Source organism: Xanthomonas sp. NCPPB 2866, from assembly GCF_041475745.2.
GTDB classification, from domain to species: Bacteria; Pseudomonadota; Gammaproteobacteria; order Xanthomonadales; family Xanthomonadaceae; genus Xanthomonas; species Xanthomonas arboricola.
Genome location: NZ_CM192975.1, coordinates 1738712 through 1765685, shown reverse-complemented (window position 1 = coordinate 1765685; position 26974 = coordinate 1738712). Strand labels below are relative to the sequence as shown.

Annotated in this window: 25 protein-coding genes; 19 read left to right on the top strand and 6 right to left on the bottom strand. The window is 66.2% G+C overall.

Going from position 1 to position 26974, the window contains the following annotated elements; genetic code table 11:
- Positions 1 to 139 precede the first annotated feature (139 nt).
- The 5 genes from ACCQ04_RS07615 to ACCQ04_RS07595 all read right to left on the bottom strand — a co-directional run bounded on the left by ACCQ04_RS07615 (position 140) and on the right by ACCQ04_RS07595 (position 4118).
- Positions 140 to 877 carry a DUF2058 domain-containing protein gene (locus tag ACCQ04_RS07615; RefSeq protein WP_345778016.1) on the bottom strand — a complete coding sequence of 246 codons (738 nt, stop codon included), beginning with the start codon at positions 875 to 877 and terminating at the stop codon, positions 140 to 142.
- 18 nt (positions 878 to 895) lie between these two features.
- Complete coding sequence (locus ACCQ04_RS07610; RefSeq protein ID WP_024939344.1) at positions 896 to 1132, bottom strand: SlyX family protein; 237 nt, start codon at positions 1130 to 1132, stop codon at positions 896 to 898.
- The gene (locus ACCQ04_RS07605) at positions 1125 to 2474 is read right to left on the bottom strand and encodes a UDP-glucose dehydrogenase family protein (RefSeq protein ID WP_226426511.1); all 1350 of its coding nucleotides are present in this window, start codon (positions 2472 to 2474) and stop codon (positions 1125 to 1127) included. Before ACCQ04_RS07605 ends, ACCQ04_RS07610 begins: the two co-directional genes overlap by 8 nt.
- Before the next feature lie 24 nt (positions 2475 to 2498).
- A complete protein-coding gene (locus ACCQ04_RS07600) occupies positions 2499 to 3470 on the bottom strand; it encodes an FKBP-type peptidyl-prolyl cis-trans isomerase (RefSeq protein ID WP_016901531.1) in 972 nt (323 codons plus the stop codon).
- A 90-nt stretch (positions 3471 to 3560) separates the two neighbouring features.
- On the bottom strand, positions 3561 to 4118 hold the full coding sequence (locus tag ACCQ04_RS07595) for a glutathione peroxidase (RefSeq protein ID WP_024939342.1): 558 nt from the start codon (positions 4116 to 4118) through the stop codon (positions 3561 to 3563).
- A gap of 134 nt (positions 4119 to 4252) precedes the next feature.
- Between ACCQ04_RS07595 and ACCQ04_RS07590 the strand changes: the two genes are divergently transcribed.
- The 7 genes from ACCQ04_RS07590 (at position 4253) to ACCQ04_RS07560 (ending at position 8751) form a co-directional block, all read left to right on the top strand.
- Complete coding sequence (locus tag ACCQ04_RS07590; RefSeq protein WP_024939341.1) at positions 4253 to 4501, top strand: hypothetical protein; 249 nt, start codon at positions 4253 to 4255, stop codon at positions 4499 to 4501.
- Between the two features lie 2 nt (positions 4502 to 4503).
- Positions 4504 to 4866, top strand: coding sequence for a GntR family transcriptional regulator (locus ACCQ04_RS07585; RefSeq protein WP_003483692.1), 363 nt, complete (start codon positions 4504 to 4506; stop codon positions 4864 to 4866).
- Positions 4863 to 5738: an ABC transporter ATP-binding protein gene (locus ACCQ04_RS07580; RefSeq protein WP_046342254.1), complete on the top strand. Its 876-nt coding sequence runs from the start codon at positions 4863 to 4865 to the stop codon at positions 5736 to 5738. The genes ACCQ04_RS07585 and ACCQ04_RS07580 overlap by 4 nt, the downstream gene beginning before the upstream one ends.
- Positions 5735 to 6721 (top strand): hypothetical protein, encoded by a 987-nt coding sequence (locus ACCQ04_RS07575; protein ID WP_024939339.1) that lies wholly within the window; start codon positions 5735 to 5737, stop codon positions 6719 to 6721. The genes ACCQ04_RS07580 and ACCQ04_RS07575 overlap by 4 nt, the downstream gene beginning before the upstream one ends.
- A gap of 10 nt (positions 6722 to 6731) precedes the next feature.
- Positions 6732 to 7556: a DUF4097 family beta strand repeat-containing protein gene (locus tag ACCQ04_RS07570; RefSeq protein ID WP_039528077.1), complete on the top strand. Its 825-nt coding sequence runs from the start codon at positions 6732 to 6734 to the stop codon at positions 7554 to 7556.
- A gap of 34 nt (positions 7557 to 7590) precedes the next feature.
- Positions 7591 to 8121 carry a DUF2884 family protein gene (locus ACCQ04_RS07565; protein WP_115043276.1) on the top strand — a complete coding sequence of 177 codons (531 nt, stop codon included), beginning with the start codon at positions 7591 to 7593 and terminating at the stop codon, positions 8119 to 8121.
- A 207-nt stretch (positions 8122 to 8328) separates the two neighbouring features.
- Positions 8329 to 8751 carry a hypothetical protein gene (locus tag ACCQ04_RS07560; RefSeq protein WP_226426512.1) on the top strand — a complete coding sequence of 141 codons (423 nt, stop codon included), beginning with the start codon at positions 8329 to 8331 and terminating at the stop codon, positions 8749 to 8751.
- Positions 8752 to 8871: 120 nt separating this feature from the next.
- On the opposite strand, the gene ACCQ04_RS07555 is transcribed toward ACCQ04_RS07560, so the two are convergent.
- Positions 8872 to 10278: a class II fumarate hydratase gene (locus ACCQ04_RS07555; protein ID WP_102252181.1), complete on the bottom strand. Its 1407-nt coding sequence runs from the start codon at positions 10276 to 10278 to the stop codon at positions 8872 to 8874.
- A gap of 289 nt (positions 10279 to 10567) precedes the next feature.
- Between ACCQ04_RS07555 and ACCQ04_RS07550 the strand changes: the two genes are divergently transcribed.
- From ACCQ04_RS07550 to ACCQ04_RS07495, 12 genes are all read left to right on the top strand, one after another.
- Positions 10568 to 11890, top strand: coding sequence for a hemolysin family protein (locus ACCQ04_RS07550; protein ID WP_065032434.1), 1323 nt, complete (start codon positions 10568 to 10570; stop codon positions 11888 to 11890).
- A 36-nt stretch (positions 11891 to 11926) separates the two neighbouring features.
- Complete coding sequence (gene purB, locus ACCQ04_RS07545) at positions 11927 to 13294, top strand: adenylosuccinate lyase (protein ID WP_104608035.1); 1368 nt, start codon at positions 11927 to 11929, stop codon at positions 13292 to 13294.
- A 58-nt stretch (positions 13295 to 13352) separates the two neighbouring features.
- Positions 13353 to 13976 (top strand): DUF3060 domain-containing protein, encoded by a 624-nt coding sequence (locus tag ACCQ04_RS07540; protein WP_226426514.1) that lies wholly within the window; start codon positions 13353 to 13355, stop codon positions 13974 to 13976.
- A 192-nt stretch (positions 13977 to 14168) separates the two neighbouring features.
- Complete coding sequence (locus ACCQ04_RS07535; RefSeq protein ID WP_226427118.1) at positions 14169 to 15659, top strand: ribosomal protein uL16 3-hydroxylase; 1491 nt, start codon at positions 14169 to 14171, stop codon at positions 15657 to 15659.
- The gene (locus ACCQ04_RS07530) at positions 15656 to 16585 is read left to right on the top strand and encodes a GNAT family N-acetyltransferase (protein ID WP_226426515.1); all 930 of its coding nucleotides are present in this window, start codon (positions 15656 to 15658) and stop codon (positions 16583 to 16585) included. Before ACCQ04_RS07535 ends, ACCQ04_RS07530 begins: the two co-directional genes overlap by 4 nt.
- 180 nt (positions 16586 to 16765) lie before the next feature.
- Complete coding sequence (locus ACCQ04_RS07525; RefSeq protein WP_506191515.1) at positions 16766 to 19594, top strand: 2-oxoglutarate dehydrogenase E1 component; 2829 nt, start codon at positions 16766 to 16768, stop codon at positions 19592 to 19594.
- Between the two features lie 42 nt (positions 19595 to 19636).
- The gene (sucB, locus tag ACCQ04_RS07520; RefSeq protein WP_039520473.1) at positions 19637 to 20851 is read left to right on the top strand and encodes a dihydrolipoyllysine-residue succinyltransferase; all 1215 of its coding nucleotides are present in this window, start codon (positions 19637 to 19639) and stop codon (positions 20849 to 20851) included.
- Between the two features lie 111 nt (positions 20852 to 20962).
- Complete coding sequence (gene lpdA, locus ACCQ04_RS07515) at positions 20963 to 22405, top strand: dihydrolipoyl dehydrogenase (RefSeq protein WP_104608029.1); 1443 nt, start codon at positions 20963 to 20965, stop codon at positions 22403 to 22405.
- 216 nt (positions 22406 to 22621) lie between these two features.
- Positions 22622 to 23215, top strand: coding sequence for an LOG family protein (locus ACCQ04_RS07510; RefSeq protein ID WP_016901548.1), 594 nt, complete (start codon positions 22622 to 22624; stop codon positions 23213 to 23215).
- Between the two features lie 376 nt (positions 23216 to 23591).
- Entirely contained in the window at positions 23592 to 24194 is a 603-nt protein-coding gene (locus ACCQ04_RS07505; protein ID WP_166771143.1) for an IMPACT family protein, read from the top strand.
- The gene (locus tag ACCQ04_RS07500) at positions 24191 to 25960 is read left to right on the top strand and encodes an ABC transporter transmembrane domain-containing protein (protein WP_104626424.1); all 1770 of its coding nucleotides are present in this window, start codon (positions 24191 to 24193) and stop codon (positions 25958 to 25960) included. The genes ACCQ04_RS07505 and ACCQ04_RS07500 overlap by 4 nt, the downstream gene beginning before the upstream one ends.
- Before the next feature lie 101 nt (positions 25961 to 26061).
- The gene (locus ACCQ04_RS07495; protein ID WP_024939324.1) at positions 26062 to 26961 is read left to right on the top strand and encodes a hydrogen peroxide-inducible genes activator; all 900 of its coding nucleotides are present in this window, start codon (positions 26062 to 26064) and stop codon (positions 26959 to 26961) included.
- The last annotated feature ends 13 nt before the right edge of the window (positions 26962 to 26974 follow it).

Below are 26974 nucleotides of genomic sequence, written 5' to 3'. Positions count from 1 at the left end.
GCCATGCAGGAAAACTAGATCTCCCGCCTTGACGCATCGACCGCATCCACTTGGCGGCCACGCAATCGGGTTGACCACCACTCAACAGATGGGCACCCATCAGGTGCCCATGTGCCAACGCAAACCTATCTACGCAGCCTTACCAGACCAGGTCGTCGGGCACCTGGTACTGGGGATCGGCATACGGGTCTTCGCCTGCCGGCGCATTCGGGTCCACCTTCAGTGCCACCGACGGTGCGAATACCGCTTCGGCGTCGGCCAGTACTTCGGCAGTCACCAATAGATAACGACCGTTGAGCTGCAGCACGCCGAGCTCGCCGGCGTTGAGCGCCTTGAGCTGATCGGCAGTCACGTAGATACGCTTGATCTTGCCGCCATAGGGGAAATGCCGGGCGATATCCGCATCGACATGATTGAGCCCCTTGTCCTTGAGCAGTTCTTCGAGCTTGGCCTTGGCTTCGCGACGCAGGCGTGCTTCTTCCTGTTTCAGCCGCTCGGCTTCGATGCGCTCGTCCTTCTCGCGTTGCGCGCGGATCGCATAGGCCTTGGCCAGGTCGATGTCCTCACGCGTGCGTGCCGGCCTGGGTCCGCGGCGGTCGGCCGTGGACTGCGGCGGACGTTGCGATCCTGCCGGCTTGCCATCGTTGCGACGCTCCGGCCTGCCGTCGTGTTTGCGCTCGCCCTTGCCGTCAGTCACCGCAGCGGCATGCGGCCGCTGCGGTCCCCTGCCCTGGCCACCCGGCTTGTTGCCGCCGGGCGCGGGCCTGCCACCGTGGCCATGTTGACGCGCGGCAGGCCGTGCGTCGGGTTTGCGTTCGGGCTTGGGTGCGGACTTGAAGCCCAACCCAAGCAACTGGTCACGTAAGGTATCGCTCATGGCGGTGGCAATCTGCAATCAATAATGCGGAGGCGGCGGTTCATCCGCTGCGTCGGCAAACAACGTGGAGCGCACCTTGCCCAAATCCTCGAGCAGGTGGCGGATCAGTTCGGCATTGCGGGCGCCCGTCAAACGGGCGTCCGCAAGTGCTTCACTCAGTTCATTGAGCGCCTGCTCCTGAAAGGACAGGCGCGTTTCCAGTTCAACCAACCGCGCGTCCAGTTCCTGGTCGCGCGGCGAGAGTTGCTCATGCATGCAACGAACGGCCTCGTCCGATGGCGTAGTAGGCCAGACCTGCGGCTTCGATTTCCTGCGGGTCGTAAAGGTTGCGGCCGTCGAACACCACGTCGTCCTTCAAGGCCTGCTTGATCTTGCCGAAATCCGGGCTGCGGAACTGCTTCCACTCGGTGACCACGACCAGGGCGTCGGCGCCTTCCAGTGCGGCAAATGCCTCGTCGCAGAAGGTCAGATCGTCGCGCTCGCCGAAGATGCGCTTGGCTTCATGGGTCGCTTCCGGGTCGTAGGCACGCACGGTGGCACCGGCTTCCCACAACTGCTCCATCAGACGGCGGCTGGACGCGGCACGCATGTCGTCGGTATTGGGCTTGAACGCCAGGCCCCACACCGCGAAGGTCTTGCCGGCAATGCTGCCGGTGCCTTCGGCGCCGTAATGCCGCTGCACCAGTTCGAACAGGTGCCCCTTCTGCGCATTGTTGACGCTTTCCACCGCGTTGAGCAGGGTCGGCTCCATGCCGTACTGTTCGGCGGTCTTGGCCAGTGCCTGCACATCCTTCGGGAAGCACGAGCCGCCATAACCGGCGCCGGGATAGATGAAGTGCCAGCCGATGCGCGGATCCGAGCCGATCCCGTTACGCACGTGCTCGACGTCCGCACCGACGCGCTCGGCAATATTGGCGATCTCGTTCATGAAACTGATCTTGGTCGCCAGCATTGCGTTGGCCGCGTACTTGGTCAGCTCGGCCGAACGCACGTCCATCTCCACGATGCGGTCGCGGTTGCGGTTGAACGGCGCATACAGACGACGCATGCGGGCAATGGCCGCCGGCTTCTTGGCGCCGATCACGATGCGATCCGGACGCATGCAGTCGGCCACGGCGTCGCCTTCCTTGAGGAACTCGGGGTTGGAGACCACATCGAACTCATGGTCCACGCCGCGTGCGTCCAGCTCTTCCTGGATCGCCACGCGCACCTTGTCGGCGGTGCCGACCGGCACGGTGGACTTGTTGACGACCACCGAGGGGCCATCGATATGGTGACCGACGGTACGCGCAACCGCCAGCACGTACTGCAGGTCGGCACTGCCATCCTCGTCCGGCGGCGTGCCCACGGCGATGAAGGTGATTTCGCCGTGCGCAATCGCCTCGGCCGCATCGGTGGTGAAGCGCAACCGGCCAGAGGCGTGGTTGGCTTTCACCATCGGCTCCAGGCCGGGTTCATAGATGGGAATCACCCCACGATTGAGACCATCAACTTTCGCCTGGTCGATATCCACGCAGATGACGTGATGACCTACTTCCGCCAGACAGGTACCGGTGACAAGACCAACATAGCCGGTACCAAAGATCGCAACTCGCATGGGTGGGGGTACTCCTGTGGGGGATCAGGGAAGGATACCCATCAGTTCGACATCGAACGTCAACGTTGCGTCTGGTCCGATCGGCCCCCCCTGCGTGCCGTTCGGGCCATAGGCCAAGTTGGATGGAATCCAGAAACGGTATTTCGAACCGACCGGCATCAACGCGACGCCCTCGGTCCAACCTGCAATGACTTGATTCAGACCGAATTCGGCCGGCTGGCCGCGCTGGTAGGAGCTGTCGAACACCTGACCGTTGAGCAGCTTGCCTTCATAGTTCACGCGCACCGTGTTGGTGGGCATCGGACGCTCGCCGCTGCCCTGGCGCAGCACCATGTACTGCAGGCCCGACGCGGTGGTGATCACGCCCTTCTCGGTCTTGTTCTTGGCGAGGAAGGCATTGCCTTCCTCGCGATTCTTGGCACCGGCAGCACCCTGCTTGGCAGAGGCGAACGCCTGCATGGTGGCAGCGGCTTCCTGCTGGGTCAGACGCGTGGTGCCCTTGGCGAACACGGTGCGCACCGCTTCCATCAGGATCGACAGGTCGATCTCGTCCTTGATGCCGGCCAGCGACGGACCGACCGCGCGATCGCCCAGCATCAGGCCGACATTTTCCTTGGACGGCGCGGCCGGCGCGCTACCCGGCGCCATGCCAGGAACCTGCTGGCCGTTACGCGCCGCCAGCGCCGTGCGCAGTGCGGTGTCGGTGGCCTGGGTCTGCTCGTCGGACAACAGCGGCTTGCCGCCCTTGAATGCATTCTCGATGGCGCGTTGCAGTGCGCTCACATCGATGTCCTGGGCAATCGGCTCGAACGAACGTGCCACGTCCATACCGATGGCGTAGCTGACGTTGTCGCGCGTGCTCTTCTCAGACGATGCATTCAAAACTGGCTTCTCCTTGGTGGCCGCTGCGGCCGGTTGCTGCGACATCGCCGGCATCGATGCCGACAGTGCCACCATCAGTAGCGACGCCGCCGCGCCGCGCTTTCCCATCTTCATTCGATGCACTTCCCGAAAGTGAAAAGACACGCCGACGCCGGCGCTGAATGCGCATTGTCGCATGTGCGCGTGGCCTTGCGAGCGCCGTGCTCAGCGCGACGGCGCGTTGAGCTCGCGTTCGATTGCCGCCAGCACGCTCGGATCGTCCGGTTTGATCTTGCTGGGGAACTGCGCCACCACCCGTCCATTGCGCCCGATCAGATACTTGTGGAAGTTCCAGCCCGGCGCCACACCCGTGGCCTGGGTCAGGCGCTGATACAGCGGCGTGGCCTGTGCACCCAGCACATGCACCTTCTCAAACATCGGGAACTTGACGCCATAGGTCAGCGTGCAGAATTCCTGGATCTGCTTCTCAGATCCGGGTTCCTGCCCCTGGAAATCGTTGGACGGAAAGCCCAGCACCGAAAAACCGCGGCTGCCGAAGCGCTGGTTGAGCGCCTCCAGCCCTTCGTACTGCGGGGTGTAGCCGCACTTGCTGGCGGTATTGACCACCATCAGGACCTTGCCGCCGTAGGTACGGTTCAGGTTGATTGGCGCCTTGCCGGCCAGCGGCCGGTAATCCAGATCCAGCACCGGCGCGCCGGCGGCCAGCGCCGAGACGGAGAAAAAGCCAGCGAATACAACGACCAGCAGACGCTTGAGCAACATGAGCGATCCCTTTCGATAGGTCCGGGCCACCCGCCGACGCGGGGTGCCATCAGTTGGGTATGACAGGCAGTTGACTGCCTGCGTGTCGGTGTTATAGTTGAATACAACACCAGTCATCCAACGCAGGGGAAAGCATGAACAGCACACGCTTCACGCGACCAGCTCCATTGCTGCTGTTCGGCAGCGCCCTGTTCGCCATTGGTTGCCTGGGAGCCGCTTCCAGTCAGGTCACGGAGTCCGGCGCCGATTATGGCGTGTCGGAGGCGGTTACGGAAAACGCGACAACTCCCCCCGAGGCGCGCACCCGGCCCAGCCGGCACCTGCGCGCTTCGCTGTCGATGCCCTATTTCTCCTTCGCGCAGGTTCTGCGCCCACGGAGCTGACCATGAACGACATCCAATGGAGCGACGGCGCTCCCATCTACCGCCAACTCAAGGAACGGGTGATTGCCATGATGCTCGATGGAATCCTCAAGCCTGGCGACGCCCTGCCCTCGGTACGGCAGGTGGCGGCCGACTACCAACTCAATCCCATCACCGTCTCGCGCGCCTACCAGGAACTGGCCGACGAGAACCTGGTGGAGAAACGCCGCGGCTTGGGCATGTTCATGACACCAGAGGCCGCGCAGAAATTGCGCGGCAGCGAGCGCGAGCGTTTCCTGAATGAAGAATGGCCCGCAGTGCTGGAACGCATCCAGCGCCTGGGACTGTCCATCGACGATCTGTTGCCACAGGGAAAAACACCATGACCGCCGTCTCCTCCGACCATGTGGTCGACGCACGTGGCCTGCGCAAGGCTTACAAGCATCGGCTCGCGCTGGACAACACCAGCTTCACCATCGCCGCCGGGCGCATCGTCGGCCTGATCGGCCCCAACGGCGCCGGCAAGACCACTGCGCTCAAGGCGGTGCTGGGGCTGACCGATTTCGATGGCGACCTGAGCGTGCTCGGCATGGATCCGCGCACCCAGCGCAACGCACTGATGAACGAGGTCTGCTTCATCGCCGACGTGGCGGTACTGCCGCGCTGGCTGCGGGTCGGCGAGGCGATCGACTTCGTCGCCGGCGTGCACCCGCGCTTCGATCGCGCCAAGTGCGAGCGCTTCCTGGCCAATACGCAGCTCAACCGCAAGTCGCGGGTGCGCGAGTTGTCCAAGGGCATGATCGTGCAGCTGCACCTGGCGCTGGTGATGGCCATCGATGCCCGCATCCTGGTGCTGGACGAGCCGACCCTGGGCCTGGACATCCTGTATCGCAAGCAGTTCTACCAACGCCTGCTGGAAGACTACTTCGACGAGCAGAAGACCATCATCGTCACCACCCATCAGGTCGAAGAGATCGAACACATCCTCACCGATGTGATGTTCATCCGCGACGGCCGCATCGTGCTGACCGCCGACATGGAAAACGTGGCCGAGCGATACACCGAAGTGCTGGTGGGTGCCGAGCATCTCGACGCCGCCAGAGGCCTGCAGCCGATCGACGAGCGCAGCCTCCCGTTTGGCAAGACCGTGATGCTGTTCGATGGCGTGCCGAAAGCGCAGCTCGCCCGTTTTGGCGAAACCCGCAATCCCGGCCTTGCCGACCTGTTCGTTGCGGTCATGAAGGGGACCTACGCATGAATGCACTCACCCACCAAGCTTCTCCCGCACGCACGTTCGGCTGGCTGCTCAAACGCGAGTACTGGGAACACCGCGGCGGTTTCGTCTGGGCACAGATCATCACCGGTGGCATCGCGGTGTTCTTCGCGCTGCTGGGCGCGGTGATCGGCGCGATCAGCGCGCGTCGCAACATGATCGGCGACAGCATCACGATGGACGATCTGGCCGAATACACGCGCACCCTGGGCCAGGTCGGCGACGGCCTGCTGCTCGGCGGCATCGGCATCGCCTCGGTGGTCCTGGCGTTCGTGGTGTTCTTCTATTCGCTGGGCAGCCTGTACGACGACCGCCGCGACCGCAGCGTGCTGTTCTGGAAATCGCTGCCGGTGTCCGATGTGCAGACGGTGCTGTCCAAGGCCGCCTGGGCGCTGCTGCTGGCGCCGCTGATTTCCATCGTGATCGGCGTGCTGGTCGGCCTGGCACTGTGGCTGATCGCCATCGTGGGCGCCTCGATCGCCGGCGTCCCCAGCCCCTGGGCCCTGGCGACCCATTCGCACCCGTTCGCGTTGCTGTGGCTGTTGCTGAAGACCGTGCCGATGAGTCTGCTGTGGGCGTTGCCGACGGTGGGCTGGCTGATGTTCTGCTCGGCCTGGGCCACCAGCAAGCCGTTCCTGTGGGCGGTGCTGTTCCCGCTGCTGGCCTGCGTGATGCTGAGCATCCTCTCGGCGATGCCGGGTATCTCGCTGCCGATCGGCTGGATCTGGTACATCGTCGGCTACCGCGGCCTGCTCAGCGCCCTGCCCGGCACCTGGTCGCCGCGCGCGGTCAGCGGCAACCTCGACAGCAGCGCGATGCAGAACCCCAGCGATCTGGTGCAGTGGGCGCTGCAGCACACCGACAGCGCACGGGTCTACGGCAATCCGGACATCTGGATCGGCGCTGCAATCGGCGTTGCCCTGATCGCCGCCTCCATCTACCTGCGCCGTCGGCGCTCCGAAGCCTGAAGGACATCCCATGCGTCGTCTGCTGAGTCTGGCCATCCTGTTCGCCGTGCCCGGCGCTGCGTTTGCCGAGGAGCAATGCAAGTTCTCCGAACCGCGCAGCCTGGAGTTGAAACTGAGCGGAGTGAAGTCGGTGCTGTTCGAGGTCGGCTCCAACGACCTGCATCTGGACGCCGCGCCGGGCAACGGCGGGCGTTTGGGCGGCCGCGCCTGCGCCGCCAGGGCCGAGCTGCTCAAGGGCCTGACCGTCACCCAGAAGCGGGTGGGCGACAAGCTGGTGGTGACGCTGGCCGACGACCGCCCGCTGCGCATCTCCATCGGCGACAGCTACTCGTACCTGGACCTGCGCGGCAGCGTGCCGGACACGCTGCTGGTGCAGTTCGACGTGGGCTCCGGTGACGCCGAGATCAGCGGCGCTGCGGCCGTGAGTGCCGATGTCGGTTCCGGCGACATGGCCATCCGCCGCACCAGGGGCCGGGTCACCGCCAAGGTCGGTTCCGGCGATATCGAACTGGAAGAGATGGGGTCGCTGCGCGTGCTGGCGGTCGGCTCGGGCGATCTCAAGGCCAGGCAGGTGCATGGCGCAGCAGAGGTCGGCAAGGTCGGTTCGGGCGACGTCAAGCTGCGCGGCGTGGCAGGCAACGTCAAGTTCGGCACGATCGGCTCAGGCGATGTCGACATCGACGATGTGCAAGGCGATGTCGGCGTGGAAGCGGTCAACTCCGGCGCCCTGAGCGTGCACAAGGTACGCGGCGACGTCAGCGTCGCGCGCAAGGGCAGCGGCGATATCGACGTCAGCGATGTGGCCGGCACCACCCGCGTGCCGACCGACAACTGACCATTGCATTGACCATTCAAGAGGGGGACGGCTGATGAAACTGTTGATTTGTGCGGTACTGGTGGGCGCGCTGCTGGTCGGCTGCGGCAAGTCCGAACCCACGGTCGTGGTGTCGGGCAAGACCAACGCGAACGGGGTGATCTTCAACGGCAAGAGCCTGACGCTCCACCGCGACGGCCTGCCCGCGGCCACCATCGGCGCGGATGGCGCGCTCAGCATCGCCGGCAAGCCGGTGAGCCTGAACGATGCGCAGCGCCAGGCGATGCGCGGCTTCTACGTGCAGATCCAGGGCGTCGCCGATAAAGGCATCGACATCGGCACGCAGGGCGCGGCCTTCGGTGCGCATGCCGCCGGCGAAGCGCTCAAGGGTGTGCTCAGCGGCAATACCGACCAGATCGGCGACAAGATCGAAGCGCAGGCCGAAACCTTCAAACACACTGCGATGCAGATCTGCGATCAGCTGGCCAAGCTGCGCAACGCGCAGGACGCCGCCGCGCAACTGGTGCCGGCATTCGCGCCGTACTCGACCCTCAGCCAGCACGATGTCGACGACTGCCGCAAGTAAGCGCGGCCTTGATCGCCGCTGCGCCCACATCGACGGGCGCAGCGGCTGACCGGAAACCGGATGGATCGTCACACCGATTGCTGCGCGCACGCCAGGCACCCAACATCGGCCTGCGACATCTTGTCAGCCGCGCCATGTGCCGCAGGCACCGATCGGCTGGCCGGAGCGGGATTACACTAGTACGCTCCCCCTGAATCCGGCGACCCCATGAACAAGTTGGTGATGCTCTGCATGGCGCTCCTGCTATGCGCCCTGACCGCCTGCGGCGACCAGTCGTCGCGGCGCGCCGAACGCGGCAAGCCGCGCGTTGCCATCACCACCCAGTCGGTGATGATCCGCCGCCCACCGGCCGCAAATGCGGAAATCACCCCGGACGGCACGCTGAAGATCGACGATATCGCGCTGCCGCAGAAAGAGCCGACGCGCGCCAAGTTGCAACTGCTGTTCGGGCACCTGCAGATGCTGCGCCAGCAGGCCGTCAACGAGGCTGGCGCGGACCCGGAATACAAGTCGATCAAGCTGATGGCCACGCCGGAGATCCAGAAGCTCAGCGGCGAATTGCTCGATGAAATCCCGTCGCTGCAGCCGTATCGCGAAAGCTTCGGCAACGTGCAGGCCGAGCGGCACTGAGTCCTGGCGACGCCGCGGATTCGCGCAAACCCATGTAGGAGCGCACCTGGGCGCGACGGGGCGTTGTCGATAAAGCCCCATCGCGCCCAGGTGCGCTCCTACGCACGCACGCTACGGTGGTCAGCCACCGCCGCCCGTGCTGCCGGCCTGGATGCCACCGCGGGTCAGCGCAGCCGGATCCAGCAAACGGCGCAGATCCGCCTCGCTGAGTCCGCTGTCTTCCAGCGCCACGTCCAGCACCGGGCGCTGTTCCTTGTAGGCACGCTTGGCGATCGCCGCGGCCTTCTCGTAGCCGATGATCGGGTTGAGCGCGGTGACCAGGATCGGATTGCGGTCCAGTGCCTCGCGCACGCGCTCCTGGCGCACCTTCAACCCGGCAATCGCGCTATCGGCCAGCAGCCGCGCCACATTGCCCAGCAAGTTGATCGAATCCAGCAGGTTGTAGGCGATCAACGGCAGCGTCACGTTCAACTGGAAGTTGCCGGTCTGCCCGGCCACGGTGATCGCGGTGTGGTGGCCGATCACCTGTGCGCAGGCCATCACGGTGGCTTCGGGAATCACCGGGTTGACCTTGCCCGGCATGATCGAACTGCCCGGCTGCAGCGCCGGCAACTCGATCTCGCCCAGCCCGGCCAGGGGGCCTGCATTCATCCAGCGCAGGTCGTTGGCGATCTTGATCAATGCCACCGCCAGCGCATTGAGCTGACCGGACAGCTCCACTGCATCGTCCTGCGCAGCCAGGCCCTCGAACTTGTTGTCCGCACTCTCGAACTTGAACTTGCTCAGGCCCGACAAGGCCTTGGCCACCTTGCCGCCAAAGCGCGGATCGGCATTGATGCCGGTGCCGATCGCAGTACCGCCCAGCGGCAGCCGGCGCAGGCGCTTGAGGGCATCGTCGATACGCTCCTGCGCCGAACTCAGCTGCGCCGACCATGCACCGAATTCCTGGCCGAAGGTCAGCGGCATCGCATCCATCAGATGCGTGCGCCCGGTCTTGACGACCTTGTCCAGCCCCTTGCCGCGCTTGTCGATGGTCTTGCGCAGATGCTTGAGCGCCGGCTGCAGGTGCTCCTGCACCGCCAGCAACGCCGACACCCGGATCGCGGTGGGCACCACGTCGTTGGAACTCTGCCCGAGATTGACGTGATCGTTGGGATGCACCGCGTCCTTGCCGGCGCGCGTGGCCAGCGTGGCGATCACCTCGTTGGCATTCATGTTGGACGAGGTGCCCGAGCCGGTCTGGTAGACGTCGATCGGAAACTGCGCGTCATACGTGCCGTCGGCGACCTGCAGTGCTGCGTCCTGCACGGCCTTGCCGATCGACTTGGGCAGCAGGCCGAGTTCGGCATTGACGCTAGCAGCAGCGGCCTTGATCAGCCCCAGCGCGCGGATGAAGCCGCGCGGCATCGGCTGGCCGGACACCGGGAAATTCTGCACGGCACGCTGGGTCTGCGCGCCCCACAAGGCATCGGCGGGCACCTGCAGCTCACCCATGCTGTCGTGTTCGGTCCTGAAACGTTCGCTCATCTGCACTCTCCGCACATGGTTGGTTTGTGGTGATGGATGGCTGGCAGCGGGCGTGCCCACGCTGGCGAGGCTGTTTACGATACTCGCTCGCGGCGTTGCGACCGTGTCGTCGCAAGCCGTGGGCTAGACTGCCCAATGATCCATACGAGGTACCACGCCGCCATGGGCGACGACCCTGATTGTAGAAACGCATCGTTTGCGTCTTGCTTGCTTGCACACTGCCCCGGCACTTGCGCGCAGCGGCTGACAGGCAGCGTCAACGCTGTTACGCGACAAGGGGGCCGACGCCATGTTGGGTAACGTGCTGCTGTTGTTCGTCGCACTGCTGCTGGTGCTGTTGAACGGCTTCTTCGTCGCCGCCGAGTTCGCGCTGGTCAAGCTGCGCCACACGCAGGCGGTGGGCCTGGCGCAGAACAACGGTTGGCGTGGGCGGTTGTTGCTCGGGGTACATGCGCATCTGGATGCCTACCTGTCGGCGTGCCAGCTCGGCATCACCCTGGCCTCGCTCGGCCTGGGCTGGGTCGGCGAGCCGGCCTTCGCGCATCTGCTGCAGCCGTTGTTCGACACCGCCGGCCTGTCGCCGGAAGCGGCACAGTTCACCGCACTGGCGATCGCCTTCAGCCTGATTTCGTTCCTGCACATCGTGCTGGGCGAACTGGCGCCCAAGACCATGGCGATCCGCCGCCCGGAGCGGATGTCGCTGTGGACCGCCGCGCCGCTCTACGTGTTCTATTGGCTGATGTACCCGGCGATCTGGGTGCTCAACACCAGCGCCAACCGCCTGCTGCGGGTGCTGGGCTGGGGCGATGTGGAGCACCAGTCGCATCGCTATTCGCGCGAGGAGCTGATGCTGATCGTCGGCCGCCAGGATCCCAACGCCGCCACGCCCGATCACGGGCTGGCCCTGATGAGCCACGCCCTGGAACTGCCCGACCTGGTCGCCGGCGACCTGATGCGCCCGCGCGAGCACCTGCGCAGCCTGCGCGAAGGCATGACGCTGGAATCGGTGCTGGCCGAGTTCAGCGAGTCGCGCTACAGCCGCTACCCGTGGTTCGACGCCGATGGCGAGCAGGTGCTGGGCATCCTGCATACCAAGGATCTGCTGGTGGCGATGGCACGCAGCCAGGATCTGGACGATCTGCGCCCGTTGCTACGCCCGCCCACCCTGCTGACCCTGGAAACCCCGATCCCCAGCGCGCTGGAGCAGTTCCGCACCGGCACCACCCATCTGGCGCTGTGCGTGGAGGAGGAGGGCCGCATCCTGGGCTTTTTCACCCTGGAAGACCTGCTGGAAGTGGTGGTCGGCGAGATCGAGGACGAGCACCGCCACGTGGTGCGCGATGCCCCGATCCGCAGCCAGGACGGCTCGCTGCTGGTGGCCGGCAGCACCTCGATCTTCCGCCTGGAACGTCTGCTGGGCCAGGACCTGAGCGCGCCGGACCACGTCAATTCGGTCGGCGGGCTGATCGTGCACCGTTTGCAGCGGCTGCCCGAAGAAGGCGAAACCCTGGAGCTGGACGGCCACGCACTGACGGTGCGGCGTATGGCCGGGCACCGGATCCAGGCCATCACGGTGCGGCCGATCGGCGAAGCCGGCGCCGGGGCGGCGTAGAATACGCACCCCCGCCAGCCTCCCAGTGCCCTGCCCATGTCGGATTCCGCCCTGCTCGCCCTGTCCCCGCTCGACGGCCGCTACGCTTCCAAAGTGGATGCGCTGCGCCCGATCTTCTCCGAATACGGCCTGATCAGGGCGCGGGTCAAGGTCGAGATCGAATGGCTGCTGGCGCTGGCCGCCGAACCGGGCATCGCCGAGCTGGCGCCGTTCTCGGCCGCCGCCACCCAGACCCTGCGCCGCCTGGCCGACGACTTCAGCGTCGGCGATGCCGCGCGGGTCAAGCAGATCGAGCGCACCACCAACCACGACGTCAAGGCGGTGGAATACTTCATCAAGGAACAGCTCAAGGACGATGCCGAGCTGGGCCCGGCGCTGGAATTCGTGCATTTCGCCTGCACCAGCGAGGACATCAACAACCTCAGCTATGGCCTGATGCTGGAACAGGCGCGCCGCGAGGTGCTGCTGCCCACGCTGGACGGCATCACCGCCAGCCTGCGCACCCTCGCCCATGCCCAGGCCGGCCAGCCGATGCTGTCGCGCACGCATGGCCAGACCGCCTCGCCCACCACGCTGGGCAAGGAAATCGCCAATGTGGTCGCGCGCCTGGAGCGGCAGCGCAAGCAGATCGCCGCGGTCGAACTCACCGGCAAGATCAACGGCGCGGTCGGCAACTACAACGCGCACCTGGTGTCGTACCCGGAGCTGGACTGGGCCGCGTTCGCGCAGCGCTTCGTCGAAAGCCTGGGCCTGGTGTTCAACCCCTACACCACCCAGATCGAGCCGCACGACAACGTGGCCGAAATCGGCGACGCCAGCCGCCGCGTGAACACCATCCTGATCGACCTGTCGCGCGACATCTGGGGCTACATCTCGCTGGGCTACTTCAAGCAGAAGCTCAAGGAAGGCGAAGTCGGCTCCTCGACCATGCCGCACAAGGTCAACCCGATCGACTTCGAAAATGCCGAAGGCAACTTCGGTATCGCCAATGCGTTGTTCGAACATTTTTCCGCCAAGCTGCCGATCAGCCGCTGGCAGCGCGACCTCACCGACTCCACCGTGCTGCGCGCGCTCGGCACCGCGTTCGGCCATACCCAGGTCGCGCTGGATTCGCTGGCCAAGGGCCTGGGCAAGCTGACCGTCAATCCGCAGCGCCTGGATGCCGATCTGGATGCGGCCTGGGAAGTACTGGCCGAAGCCGTGCAGACGGTGATGCGTCGCCACGGCCTGCCCAACCCCTACGAGCAGCTCAAGGCGCTGACCCGCGGCCAGGGCATCACTGCCGCGTCCATGCAGGCCTTTGTCGAGAGCCTGCAGTTGCCGGAGCAGGACAAGCAGCGGCTGCGGGCGCTGACGCCGGGTGCGTACACCGGGCTGGCCGAACAGCTGGCGCGCGCGATCTAAGCAGCGGTATCCATCCACCGGTATCACGCCCTTGTATCCAGCTGTCAGGAGTATTGCCATGGCATTGCGCGCGCTGCTGTCTGTCTCCCTGCTTGCGTCGGTGGCCTGCGGATTGCTGGCCTGCGGGAAGCAGGCCACTCCCGACTCGCAGCCCGACGCCCCCGCTGCCGCGCCGCACGCGCCGGCCGGCGTGGCGGCCGCAGCGGTGCCGCCGGTTCCGTCAGTTCCGAGCATGGACGGCGCCACCCAGGTCGCCAGCAATAGCGAGCGGCCGACACTGATGGTCACCTCGACCAGCGGCACGGTCAGCTGCGACGGCCATAACGTCGACCTGACCGGACAGAACGCCAATCTGGTCCTCAAGGGTGACTGCGGCACGATCGCAGTGCTGGGCCAGCATGCGATCGTGCAGATCGAGCGCGCCGAGGCAGTGCGCATGGTCGGCAACGATGCCCAGGTCACCCTCGCCGGCGATGCCAGCACCATCGAACTGTTCAGCCGCACCTCCACGCTCAAGGCCGGCCGCATCGGCACGCTGCTGGTGCCGGGCGACGACAACCAGGTACAGGCGCAGGCGATCGCCTCCGCCACGCTGCACGGCCGCGGCAACCGCATCACCCAGCAATCCGGCACTGCGATGGTCAACGACTACGGCAGCAACAACCAGATCTCCACCCGCTGATCTGCTGACACCGAGACACTCAGCTGCATCCCCGGCCGTGCATGGCCCGGACGCGCACCGCAACCTCACCGCGACACCCGCATGCAAGGCAGCGCATGGCGGGCTGGGCGACAATAAGCCACCTCGCCGGCCGCACCGCGCCGGCCCTCCAGTCGGACCCGTGACACCATGAAAAAGACCCCCGCAAAAAAGATCGCCGCCAGGAAAGGCGCGCCACTGGCCTTCGAGATCCATGCCACCCGCGACCAGCCGCTGGGCATGCCGGTCGAGCGCTTCCTGCGCAACTACTGGCACAAGCACCCGCTGCTGATCCGCAACGCGTTTGCGGACTTCCAGTCCCCGCTGCAGCCCGAAGACCTGGCCGGCCTGGCCTGCGAAGACGGCGTGCTGGCACGCCTGATCAGCCACGACCGCGCCACCGACGACTGGAACGTGCGCACCGGCCCGTTCCAGGAAACCGACTTCCCCGGCCTGCCCGACCATGACTGGACCCTGCTGGTGCAGGACGTGGACAAGTGGGACGCCGACGTCCGCGCGCTGCTGGAACAGTTCCGCTTCCTGCCGCGCTGGCGCATCGACGACATCATGATCAGCTTCGCCGCCACCGGCGGCTCGGTCGGCGCACACGTCGACCATTACGACGTGTTCCTGCTGCAGGGCCAGGGCCACCGCCGCTGGCAGATCGACGCACGCGCGCAGCAGGGCCGCAAGGCCGCGCCGCTGGCGTTCCGCGACGATGTCGAGCTCAAGCTGCTGCGCGACTTCAAGCCCACCCACGACTGGGTGCTGGGCCCGGGCGACATGCTGTACCTGCCGCCGCTGGTGCCGCATCACGGCGTGGCCGAAGACGCCTGCCTGACCTTTTCCATCGGCACCCGCGCGCCGTCCTCGGCCGAGCTGATCGGCGACTACCTGGACACCTTGATCGCCGATGCCGACGAGGCCGTGCGCTATCACGACGAAGACCTCAAGGTGCCGGCCGATCCGTACGAGATCGACGTCACCGCGATGAACCGCGTGGTCGAAGCGCTCAACGCGCTGCGCATGAACGATCCGGATCGCCTGGGCGACTGGTTCGGCCGCTTCATGACCACCTACCGCGCCTCCGGCGACGTGGTGCCGGCACCCGAACCGATTCCCCGCGAGGCGGTCGAGCAGGCGCTGGAAGAAGGCGTGCTGCTGCACCGTCACCCCTGGTCGCGGCTGGCCTGGCGGCGCGCCAAGCGTGGCGCCACCCTGTTCTGCAGCGGCCTGGAATTCGCGCTGTCGGCCAAGGATGCCGCACGTCTGGCCGCAGCCGAAGAGATCGACGGCACGCTGTATGCGCAGCTGTCCAACCGTGGCCGCGAGGTGGTGCTGGAGCTGCTGGCGCAGGGCCATTACCAGCGCGCCCACGAGGACGCGGAGGACGACATTGAGGACATCGACGACGACCAGGGCCACGTCCTGAGCCTGTCGGGCGACCATGACGATGCCGACGCCGGGGCCGACACGCCGGACGCGGATGACGAGATCGACGCCGAGGCCGACGTCGAGCAGGTCGCCGATGCCGCGGACGGCCCGGCCCAGGCTGAGGAGGCCGAACAAGGCGAGGATGCCGACCAGGACGACGACAGCGGGCTGGCCGACGACGACGCGGCATCGGACGCTGGCGACGACGACGGGTCCGACCAGCGCGCATGAGTTCCCACGCCGGGCTGCAGATCGTTTCGCTGGATGCGGCGTCCGACGCCGCAACCCTGCGTGCGCTGCGCCTGGCCTGCGGCACCGGCAGCACCGAGGACAGCGCTGCCGACTGGGACGCCCTGGACCCGCTCAGCCTGCACCTGGCGCTGCGCAGCGAGGATGGCCAGTTGATCGGCTCGGTGCGGCTGACGGCGGATCGGCGCATCGACCGGCTCGGCGTGCTGCCGGGCTGGCGCCGCCGCGGCCTGGCCGAGCGGTTGCTCGCAGCCGCCGTCGCCACCGCACAACAACGCGGCTGGCCCGGCCTGCAAACCCGTGTGAACACAGACGCCGAGGCCGTGTTTGCACGCCTGGGCTTCCTGCCGGACACGTCTTCCGACCGGCACCCCGCTAGCGCGGCAACGGCGGGCGATCGCCCGGGTGGGCCGCTGCACCGCCGTCTCGACGGCCCGATGGCGGTGGACGACCTGCGCGCGGCCCTGGCCGCCACCACCGGCCTGCTGTGCGCCGCACGCCGCCAGGTGCTGATCTATACGCGGGCACTGGATCCGCCGCTGTTCGACAACCCCGCAGTGCTCGATGCGCTGCGCCGCTTTGCCACCGCCCGCCACGACAAGCGCGTGCAGGTGCTGGTGCAGGACACCGCCGCCGCGGGCACCAACAGCAGCGCGATGCTGCGGCTGGCCCAGCGCCTGCCCAGCGTGTTCCGCTTCCGTGCGGTCAGCGATCCGGTCGATGCCAGCTATGCGTCGGCCTATGTGGTGGGCGATGACGCCTACTACTTTCGTCCAACAGGCCATCGCTTCGACGATGGCGAAACCTGGCTGTCGGGCGCGGCGCGCAGCCGCCAGCTGGAGCGCGAATTCGCGCAGATATGGGAGCGCAGCGCGCTTTGGAACGAACCGCGCGCACTCGGCATCTGAGACCGCAGCGCCCTTCGCACATAGGCGCCAGGCGGTTGCACCTACCCGTCCGGTCAGCTGGCAGACGCCCCCTCACTAGCGCAAGGGGGTATAATTTTTCGAGATTTGAGACCGACCGACAGGGCATCTCGCCCCGCCGCTTCCGCACAATCATCCCCACAGCAGACCCGACTTACCATCGTGGATAATCTCCTAAAGCAGTTCGCACAGTCATCGCAGCTCGCCGGCGGCAACGCCGCCTATATCGAGGATCTGTACGAGCAGTACCTCGTCGCCCCGGACAGTGTTGACCCGAAGTGGAAGAGCTATTTCGATGGCTTCAAGGGTCGCGATGCCGGTGATGTGCCGCACTCGGCGGCCATTGCCCATATCCTCACCGCCTCCAAGCAGGCTGCCAACGCCGGCACCGGCGCCGCGGCCAGTGACGAGCGCGAGCGCAACGTCGGCCGCCTGATCACCGCCTACCGTGCGCGTGGTCACCTCGGCGCGCAGCTCGATCCGCTCGGCCTGACCCCGCCGGTCAACCCGCCCGACCTGGACCTGCCGTTCCACAGCCTGTCGCAGGCGGATCTGGACAGCGAGTTCAGCACCGGCGGCGTCGGCGGCCAGCCGCGCATGAAGCTGAAGGACCTGCTGGCCCGCCTGAAGGCGACCTACGCCAGCACCATCGGCGCAGAGTTCATGCACATCCAGGAATTCGACCAGCGCCAGTGGATCTACAAGCGCCTGGAAGATGCCGGCGGCAAGATCGCCGGCGACGCGGCCAGCCGCAAGCGCACGCTGGAGCGGCTCACCGCCGCCGAAGGCCTGGAGCGCTACCTGCACACCAAGTACGTCGGCCAGAAGCGCTTCTCGCTGGAAGGCGGCGACGCGCTGATCCCGATGATGGACGAGATCATTCGCCAGTCCGGCAACGATCAGGTCAAGGACATCGTGATCGGCATGGCCCACCGCGGCCGCCTCAACGTGCTGGTCAATACGCTGGGCAAGAACCCGCGCAAGCTGTTCGACGAGTTCGAAGGCAAGTTCGAGCACGCCCACGACGACCGCGCCCACACCGGCGACGTCAAGTACCACATGGGCTTCTCGGCCGACATCGCGGTCGGTGGCGACAAGCAGGTGCATCTGGCGCTTGCCTTCAACCCCTCGCATCTGGAAATCGTCGACCCGGTCGTGGTCGGCAGCGTGCGTTCGCGTCAGGAGCGCTTCGGCGATGCCGAGCGCAAGAGCGTGCTGCCGATCCTGATCCACGGCGATGCCGCATTCGCCGGCCAGGGCGTGGTGATGGAACTGTTCCAGATGTCGCAGGCGCGCGGCTTCGCCGTCGGTGGCACCGTGCACATCGTGGTCAACAACCAGATCGGCTTCACCACCAGCGCCCGCGACGACGCCCGTTCCACGCTGTACTGCACCGACGTGGCCAAGATGATCGGCGCGCCGGTCTTCCACGTGAACGGCGACGACCCGGACGCGGTGATGTTCGTGTCCAAGCTGGCCTATGAATTCCGCCAGCAGTTCAAGAAGGACGTGGTCATCGACCTGGTTTGCTACCGCCGTTGGGGCCATAACGAGGCCGACGAACCGGCAGCGACCCAGCCGGTGATGTACCAGACCATCCGCAAGCACAAGACCACCCGCGAGCTGTACGCCGCCAAGCTGGAAAGCGACGGCGTGCTGAGCGCCGACGAGGCCAAGGCGCTGGTCGATGGTTACCGCAACAAGCTCGATTCGGGCGAATACACCACCGAACTGGCGACGCGCAAGCCGGACGAATTCGCCATCGACTGGTCCAAGTATCTGGTCGGCACCGCTGCCGATCCGGTCGACACCCGCGTCAAGCGCGAGCAGCTGGACCGTCTGGCCAAGCTGATCACCACGATTCCGGAAGGCGTCGAGCTGCATGCGCGCGTCGGCAAGATCTACGACGACCGCGTCAAGATGGCCGCCGGCGAACAGGCCGGCGACTGGGGCTTTGCCGAAAATCTGGCCTATGCCACCTTGCTGGCCGAAGGCCACAAGCTGCGCCTGGTCGGCCAGGACGCCGGTCGCGGCACGTTCTTCCACCGTCACGCGATCCTGCATGACCAGAAGACCGACAGCTATCACCTGCCGCTGCGCCAGCTGGTGCAGAACCCCGAAGACGCCACCATCATCGACTCGCTGCTCAGCGAAGAAGCGGTGATGGGCTTCGAATACGGCTACTCCACCACCGACCCGAATGCGCTGTGCATCTGGGAAGCGCAGTTCGGCGACTTCGCCAACGGCGCGCAGGTGGTGATCGACCAGTTCATCGCCGCTGGCGAAGCCAAGTGGGGCCGCATCGCGGGCCTGTCGCTGTTCCTGCCGCACGGCTATGAAGGCCAGGGCCCGGAGCACAGCTCCGCGCGTCTGGAGCGCTTTCTGCAGCTGTGCGCGCTGGAGAACATGCTGGTCTGCGTGCCGACCACCCCGGCGCAGTGCTTCCACATGATCCGCCGCCAGATGCGCATGACCACCCGCAAGCCGCTGGTGGTGATGACGCCCAAGTCGTTGCTGCGCCACAAGCTGGCGGTATCGAGCCTGGAAGAACTGGCCGAGGGCGAGTTCCAGCATCTGATTCCCGACGCCAAGGCCGATGCCGGCAAGGTCAAGCGCGTGGTGCTGTGCTCGGGCAAGGTCTATTACGACCTGCTCGAAGACCAGACCAAGCGTGGCCAGGACGACGTCGCCATCCTGCGCGTGGAGCAGCTGTATCCGTTCCCGCGTGCGCAGCTGGCCGCCGAGCTCAAGGCCTATGCCAACGCCACCGACGTGGTGTGGTGCCAGGAAGAACCGCAGAACCAGGGTGCGTGGTACCAGATCCGCCACCACCTGAACTTCTGCCTGACCAGCGGCCAGAGCCTGCATTACGCCGGCCGTGCCCGTTCGCCCTCGCCTGCCGCCGGCCATATGGCCGACCACATCGTCGAACAGCAGAAGCTGGTCGCCGATGCGCTCCTCAATCCGTTCAACGACCAAGTCGCTGAATAACTCACCTTCCCCAAAGAACGAAAACCCTAGGACGCTCCCCGAATGGCCACCGAAGTCAAAGTTCCGGTACTGCCCGAATCCGTTTCCGACGCCACCATCGCCAGCTGGCACAAGAAGGCCGGTGAAGCGGTCAAGCGCGACGAGAATCTGGTCGACCTGGAAACCGACAAGGTCGTGTTGGAAGTTCCTTCGCCGGTCGACGGCGTGCTGAAGGAAATCAAGTTCGAAGCCGGCAGCACCGTCACCAGCAACCAGATCCTGGCGATCATCGAAGAAGGCGCCGTGGCTGCGGCCGCACCGGCCGACGAGAAGAAGGCCGAGGCACCGGCGCCTGCCGCTGCTGCCCCGGCCGCCGCCCCAGCCCCGGCTGCTGCCGCTGCGCCTGCCGCTGCATCCAAGTCGGCTGCCGATGCGCTGCCGCCGGGTGCGCGTTTTTCCGCGATCACCCAGGGCGTGGATCCGGCCCAGGTCGAAGGCACCGGCCGTCGTGGCGCGGTGACCAAGGAAGACATCGTCAACTTCGCCAAGGCTGGCGGCGTGGGCAAGGCATCCGGGGCCCGTCCGGAAGAGCGCGTGCCGATGACCCGCGTGCGCAAGACCATCGCCAAGCGCCTGATGGAGTCCAAGAACTCCACTGCGATGCTGACCACCTTCAACGAGGTCAACCTCGCCAAGGTCTCGGCCGCACGCAAGGAGCTGCAGGACGAGTTCCAGAAGGCGCATGGCATCAAGCTCGGTTTCATGAGCTTCTTCGTCAAGGCCGCCGCCAACGCGCTGCAGCGCTTCCCGCTGGTCAATGCCTCGATCGACGGCGACGACATCATCTATCACGGCTACAGCGACATCTCGATCGCGGTGTCGACCGAGAAGGGCCTGGTCACGCCGGTGCTGCGTAACGTCGAGCGCCAGTCGTTTGCCGACGTCGAACAGGGCATTGCCGACTACGCCGCCAAGGCCCGCGCCGGCAAGCTGGGCCTGGACGATCTGCAGGGTGGCACCTTCACGATCACCAACGGCGGCACCTTCGGCTCGCTGCTGTCGACCCCGATCATCAACCCGCCGCAGAGCGCCATCCTGGGCATGCACGCGATCAAGGAGCGTCCGATCGCCGAGAACGGCCAGGTCGTGATCGCCCCGATGATGTATCTGGCGCTGTCCTACGACCACCGCATCATCGACGGCAAGGACTCGGTGCAGTTCCTGGTCGACATCAAGAATCAGCTGGAAAACCCGGGCCGGATGTTGTTCGGTCTGTGATGAAAGCCGGGATTGGGGAGTCGGGATTGGGGATTGGCGAGAGCCGCCCTTTCCCGAGCATCCCGCTTTTACGAATCCCCAATCCCCAATTCCCAATCTCGTGAGCGAAGAATGAGCGAACAAGAACAATTCGACGTCGTCGTCATCGGTGCCGGTCCGGCCGGTTATCACGCTGCGATTCGCGCGGCCCAGCTGGGCATGAAGGTCGCCTGCATCGACGCGGCTATCGGTAAGGATGGCAAGCCGGCGCTGGGCGGTACCTGCCTGCGCGTGGGCTGCATTCCGTCCAAGGCGCTGCTGGATTCCTCGCGCCAGTTCTGGAACATGGGCCACCTGTTCGGCGACCACGGCATCAGCTTCAACGACGCCAAGATGGACGTGCCCACCATGATCGGCCGCAAGGACAAGATCGTGAAGCAGTTCACCGGCGGCATCGCGATGCTGTTCAAGGCGAACAAGATCACCCCGTACTACGGCTTCGGCCAGCTGCTGCCGGGCAACATCGTCAAGGTCGCACAGCACGAAGGCGGCGAGATCGAACTCAAGGGCACCAACGTGATCCTTGCGGCCGGCTCGGAATCGATCGAGCTGCCGTTCGCCAAGTTCGACGGCGACACCATCGTCGACAACGTCGGCGGCCTGGACTTCACCGCCGTGCCCAAGCGCCTGGCCGTGATCGGCGCCGGCGTGATCGGCCTGGAACTGGGCAGCGTGTGGAAGCGCCTGGGCGCCGAGGTCACCATCCTCGAAGCGCTGCCGGATTTCCTGGCGCTGGCCGATGCCGAAGTGGCCAAGACCGCGCTGAAGGAATTCAAGAAGCAGGGCCTGGACATCAAGCTGGGCGCCAAGGTCAGCAAGACCGAGATCACCGGCAGCGGCGATGCCAAGCAGGTGGTGCTCAGCTACACCGACAGCGCCGGCGAGCAGACCCTGACCGTGGACAAGCTGCTGGTGGCCGTGGGCCGCAAGGCCGCCACCAAGAACCTGCTGGCTGACGGCACCGGCGTCAAGGTGACCGACCGCGGCCAGATCGAGGTCGATGGCCATTGCCATACCGGCGTCGACGGCGTGTGGGCCATCGGCGACTGCGTGCGCGGCCCGATGCTGGCGCACAAGGGCTTCGAGGAAGGCATCGCGGTCGCCGAGCTGATCGCCGGCCTGCCCGGCCACGTCAACTTCGACACCATTCCGTGGGTCATCTACACCGAGCCGGAGATTGCCTGGGTCGGCAAGACCGAGCAGCAGTTGAAGGCCGAAGGCGTCGCCTACAAGGCCGGCAGCTTCCCGTTCGCGGCGATCGGCCGTGCCGTGGCCATGGGCGAGCCGGCCGGCTTCGTCAAGGTCATCGCCGATGCCGAAACCGACCGCGTGCTGGGCATGCACCTGGTTGGTGTGGGCGTCTCCGAGCTGGTCCACGAGGGCGTGCTGACGATGGAATTCAACGGCTCGGCCGACGACCTGGCACGCATCTGCCACGCCCACCCGACGCTGTCCGAAGCGATCCACGATGCCGCGATGGCAGTGAGCAAGCGCGCGATTCATAAGGCCAACTGACCGGGATTGGTGGATTCGGGATTGGGGATTCGCAACTGCGGCTCTCCGTCCCGGCCCTCTCCGGCAATGACATGGCGCCGGGTGAAAACCCGGCGTTATGTTTTTCAAGCCATGCAAGAACTCAAACAATTCAGCGCGCCCCCTGCCGATGGCATCACCTGCAATCAGCAGCGCTGCCTCGCTTTTACCAATCCCCAATCCCAACTCCCGAATCCCATGAAAAGCATCTGCGTCTACTGCGGTTCCAATGCCGGCAACAAACCCGCCTACGCCGAGCGCGCCACTGCGCTGGGCCAGCGCATCGCCGAGCAGGGCCTGCGGCTGGTGTATGGCGGCGGCAATGTCGGGCTGATGGGCACCGTGGCCAATGCGGTGCTGGCGGCTGGTGGCGAGGTGACCGGGGTGATTCCGCAGCAGCTGGCCGATTGGGAAGTGGCGCACCGTGGGCTGACCACGCTGGAAATCGTTGGCTCCATGCATGAGCGCAAGATGCGCATGTTCGAGCTGTCCGATGCCTTCGTCGCCCTGCCCGGCGGCTTCGGCACCATGGAAGAGATCTTCGAGATGCTCACCTGGCGCCAGCTCGGCATCGGCAACAAGCCCTGTGCGTTCCTGGATATCGAAGGGTTTTATGCACCGCTGATCGGCATGATCGATCGCATGGTGGAAGAGCGCTTCCTGCATCCGGACCAGCGCAGCGACCTGTGGTACGGCGCCGATATCGAACAGATGCTGGAGTGGATGCAGCACTACACGCCGGCGCAGGCCTCCAAGTGGATCGACGAGAAGCGCCGCTCCACGCTGGTGTGATGCGGGGCGACGCCCGCTCCCTGCCCTATCGCGGGCCATGCCCGGCGTCATGGTCGGGCATGCGCAACAGCAAGCGCGCTGCGGCGCTATAGTCATACGTCAGCTGCGTGGAAGTAGCCACGCACCGGGCCATGTCCCACTTATGCGGCCATCGCTCAGGCGCGATGCCGCACCCGGCGGCTGCCGTGTCACGCACCGCGTCACGTTGTTCACCAGGTCGACAGATCAACGACAGCACCCTGGCGTAACCGCCTAGGAGCCACGGCGCTCATTGCACATCCCCCGTCGCAACGCACCGCCCAACCCCCTGCCGATCTGCAAGCTTGCAACGGCAGTCACGATGGCTGCGGCGTCGGGCGCGAGCGGCTCGCATAGAATGGCGACGATGCTCGATACCCTCGCCGCTGACGCGCACCACAGCCTGGACATCAAGCACAGTCGCTTTCTGGCCAATGCTGCGGCACTGGACTCTCCCGCGCAGGCGCTGGAGATCGTGCAGCGCGTGTCCGTTGCCGATGCCACCCACAACTGCTGGGCCTACCGATTCGGGCAGGACTACCGTTCCAGCGACGATGGCGAGCCCAGCGGCACCGCCGGGCGGCCGATTCTCGCGGCCATCGATGGCCAGGGCTACGACCGCGTGGTGGTGGTGGTCACACGCTGGTATGGCGGCATCAAGCTCGGTGCCGGTGGGCTGGTGCGTGCCTACGGCGGCGCCGCGGCCGAATGCCTGCGACTGGCGGCGCGACAGCCATTGATTGCGTTGTCGCTGCTCGACCTGCAATGCCGGTTCGACGACCTGGGCCTGGTGCATGCTGCCTTGAGCGCCTTCCACGCCGACAAGCTGGACGAGCACTTCGACGCGCAGGGCGCGGCACTACGCGTGCAACTGCCGGCCGATCAGCTGGCCGGCTTGAAAACGCGCCTTTGCGACGCCACTCGCAACCGTGTCCATCTCTCATCACCGGAAGCCGCATGAACCAGCCAGCCGCCGCCAGGCCCAACCCGTTGCGGAAGCTTGGCAGCCTGCGCACCCTGTGGCCGTTCGTGCAGCGCCAGCGTGGCCTGTTCGCCGCCTGGCTGATTGCACTGGCCATTTCCTCGGCCGCCACGTTGAGCCTGCCGGCGGCGGTCAAGCAGATGATCGACCATGGTTTCTCCGGCGGCTCGCAGATCAACCACGCCTTCGCGCTGTTGTTCGCGGTGGCGGTGGTGCTGGCGGTGGCAACGGCCGCGCGCTTCTATTTCGTCGCGTTGCTGGGCGAAAAAGTGGTGGCCGATTTGCGCGGCCGCCTGTATGCGCATCTGATCGGGCTGGACGCCGGCTTCCATGATCGCAGCCGCAGCGGCGAGCTGGTGTCGCGCCTGTCGGCCGACAGCGAGCTGCTGCGCGGGGTGATCGGCACCACCATGTCGGTGGCGTTGCGCAGCTCGGTCACGGTGATCGGCAGCATGGTGATGTTGTTCGTGACCAGCCCGCGGCTGGCCGGCTTCACCTTGATCGGCATTCCGCTGGCGGTGCTGCCGATCGTGCTGGGCGCACGCCGCCTGCAGAAGATCTCGCGCGCCAGCCAGGACCGCGTCGCCGACGCCAACACGCTGGCAGCCGAAACGCTGGGCGCGGTGCGCACCGTGCAGGCGCATGCGCGCGAGCGCTACGAGAGCCAGCGGTTCAGCCAGGCCCTGTTCGCCGCGATCGATACCGCACGGCTGCGCATCCGCACCCAGGCCACCGTGACGGCGGTGGCGATCATGCTGATCTTCGGCGCCATCGTCGGTGTGCTGTGGCTGGGCGCGCACGATGTCATCGCCGGACGCATGACCCCCGGCACGCTGGGACAGTTCGTGTTGTACGCGCTGATCGGCGGCGGCTCGGTCGGTGCCTTGGCCGAGGTCTGGAACGAGTTGCAGCGCGCGGCCGGCGGCATGGGCCGGGTCGGCGAATTACTTGACGAGCAGCCGGCGATCGTCGCCCCGGCCACGCCGCAGGCCTTGCCGCAGCCACTGCGCGGCGCGATCCATTTCGATCAGGTGGTGTTCCATTATCCGCAGCGCCCCGATGCGCCGGCGCTGGATGGCTTCGACCTGCATGTCCATCCGGGCGAAACCGTGGCGCTGGTCGGGCCCTCCGGCGCCGGCAAGAGCACGGTGCTGGCGATGTTGCTGCGCTTCCACGACCCGGTCAGTGGCAGGCTGCGTATCGACGAGGTGGACCTGCGCGATACCGACCCGGTGCTGCTGCGCGAACGCATCGCCCTGGTGCCGCAGCAACCCACGCTGTTTGCCGCCAGTGCCGCCGACAACATCCGCTATGGTCGCCTGGACGCCAGCGATGCGGAGGTGCAAGCCGCCGCCGCGGCCGCCGAAGCCGACAGTTTCATCCGCGCCCTGCCGCAGGGCTACGCCAGCGAACTCGGCGAACGCGGCACGCGCCTGTCCGGCGGCCAGCAGCAACGGGTGGCGATCGCGCGCGCCTTGCTCAAGGACGCGCCGATCCTGCTGCTGGACGAGGCCACCAGCGCGCTGGATGCGCAGAGCGAGCGCGCCGTGCAGCAGGCGCTGGACCGGTTGATGGAAGGCCGCACCACACTGGTCATCGCCCATCGCCTGGCCACCGTACTCAAGGCCGACCGCATCGTGGTGATGGATGCCGGCCGCATCGTCGCGCAGGGCACGCACGCGCAGTTGATCGCCGAAGGCGGCCTGTACGCGGAGCTGGCGCGGCTGCAGTTCATCGATCAATGACGCCTGGGTGACACCGGCGTGTGCTGTCATGCCAGCGTGTCCGCGGCAGCGGCCCGGGCCGATCCTGCGCCCCCACGCGCCCCCACCTGACGACGTCACGCATGCCCCGCCCCAGAACCACCATTCGCCAACTCAGTTATTTCGTCGCGCTCGCCGACACCGGCAGCTTCACCCGCGCCGCCGAGCAGATGGGCGTGTCGCAACCCTCGCTGTCGCAGCAGATCCGTGCGCTGGAAACCATCGTCGGCGCCGCGCTGTTCGAACGTGGCGTGCCGGCCATCCTGACGCCGTTGGGGCGCGACCTGCTCGAGCGCGCGCGCAGCATCCTGCTGGACGTCGCCGATCTGGAAGAGGTCCGCGCCACCTCGGCCGACACCTTGATCGGCACCATCCGGCTGGGCGTGTCGCCCACGCTGGGCGCCTACCTGATGCCGAGCCTGGTGGCGCGCCTGCACCGCGAACATCCGGCACTGCGCGTACACGTGCGCGAAGGCCTGCCGACCGCGCTGGCCAGCGGCCTGGCCAGCGGCGTGCACGACCTGATCCTGGCGCAATTGCCGGTGGCCGGGCGCGGCCTGCACAGCGAGCGGCTGTTCCGCGAACCGCTGCACGTGACCATGGCCGCCGATCATCCCTTGCGGGCCAAGACCTGCATCACGCCGGCCGATCTGCGCGGCGCCAACCTGCTCACCTTGATGCCAGAGTACCGCCTGGCCGAACAGGTGGCGGCGATCGCCATGGACGTCGGTGCCAATGTGCTGCGCGATTACGAAGGCACCAGCCTGGATGCGATCCGCCAGATGGCCGGGATGGGCATGGGTCTTGCACTGCTGCCAGACCTGTATGTGCGCCAGGAAATCCGCGAGGGCGACGATGTCGTGGTCCGGCCGATCAAAGGCGGACGCTACTATAGGGAGATCGGGCTGTTGTGGCGGCAGGGCGCAGGACGCGCGCCGGCCTTCGGCCTGATCGCCGATCTTCTGCGTGCGGTGGCCGCATAGGAAAATCCTATGC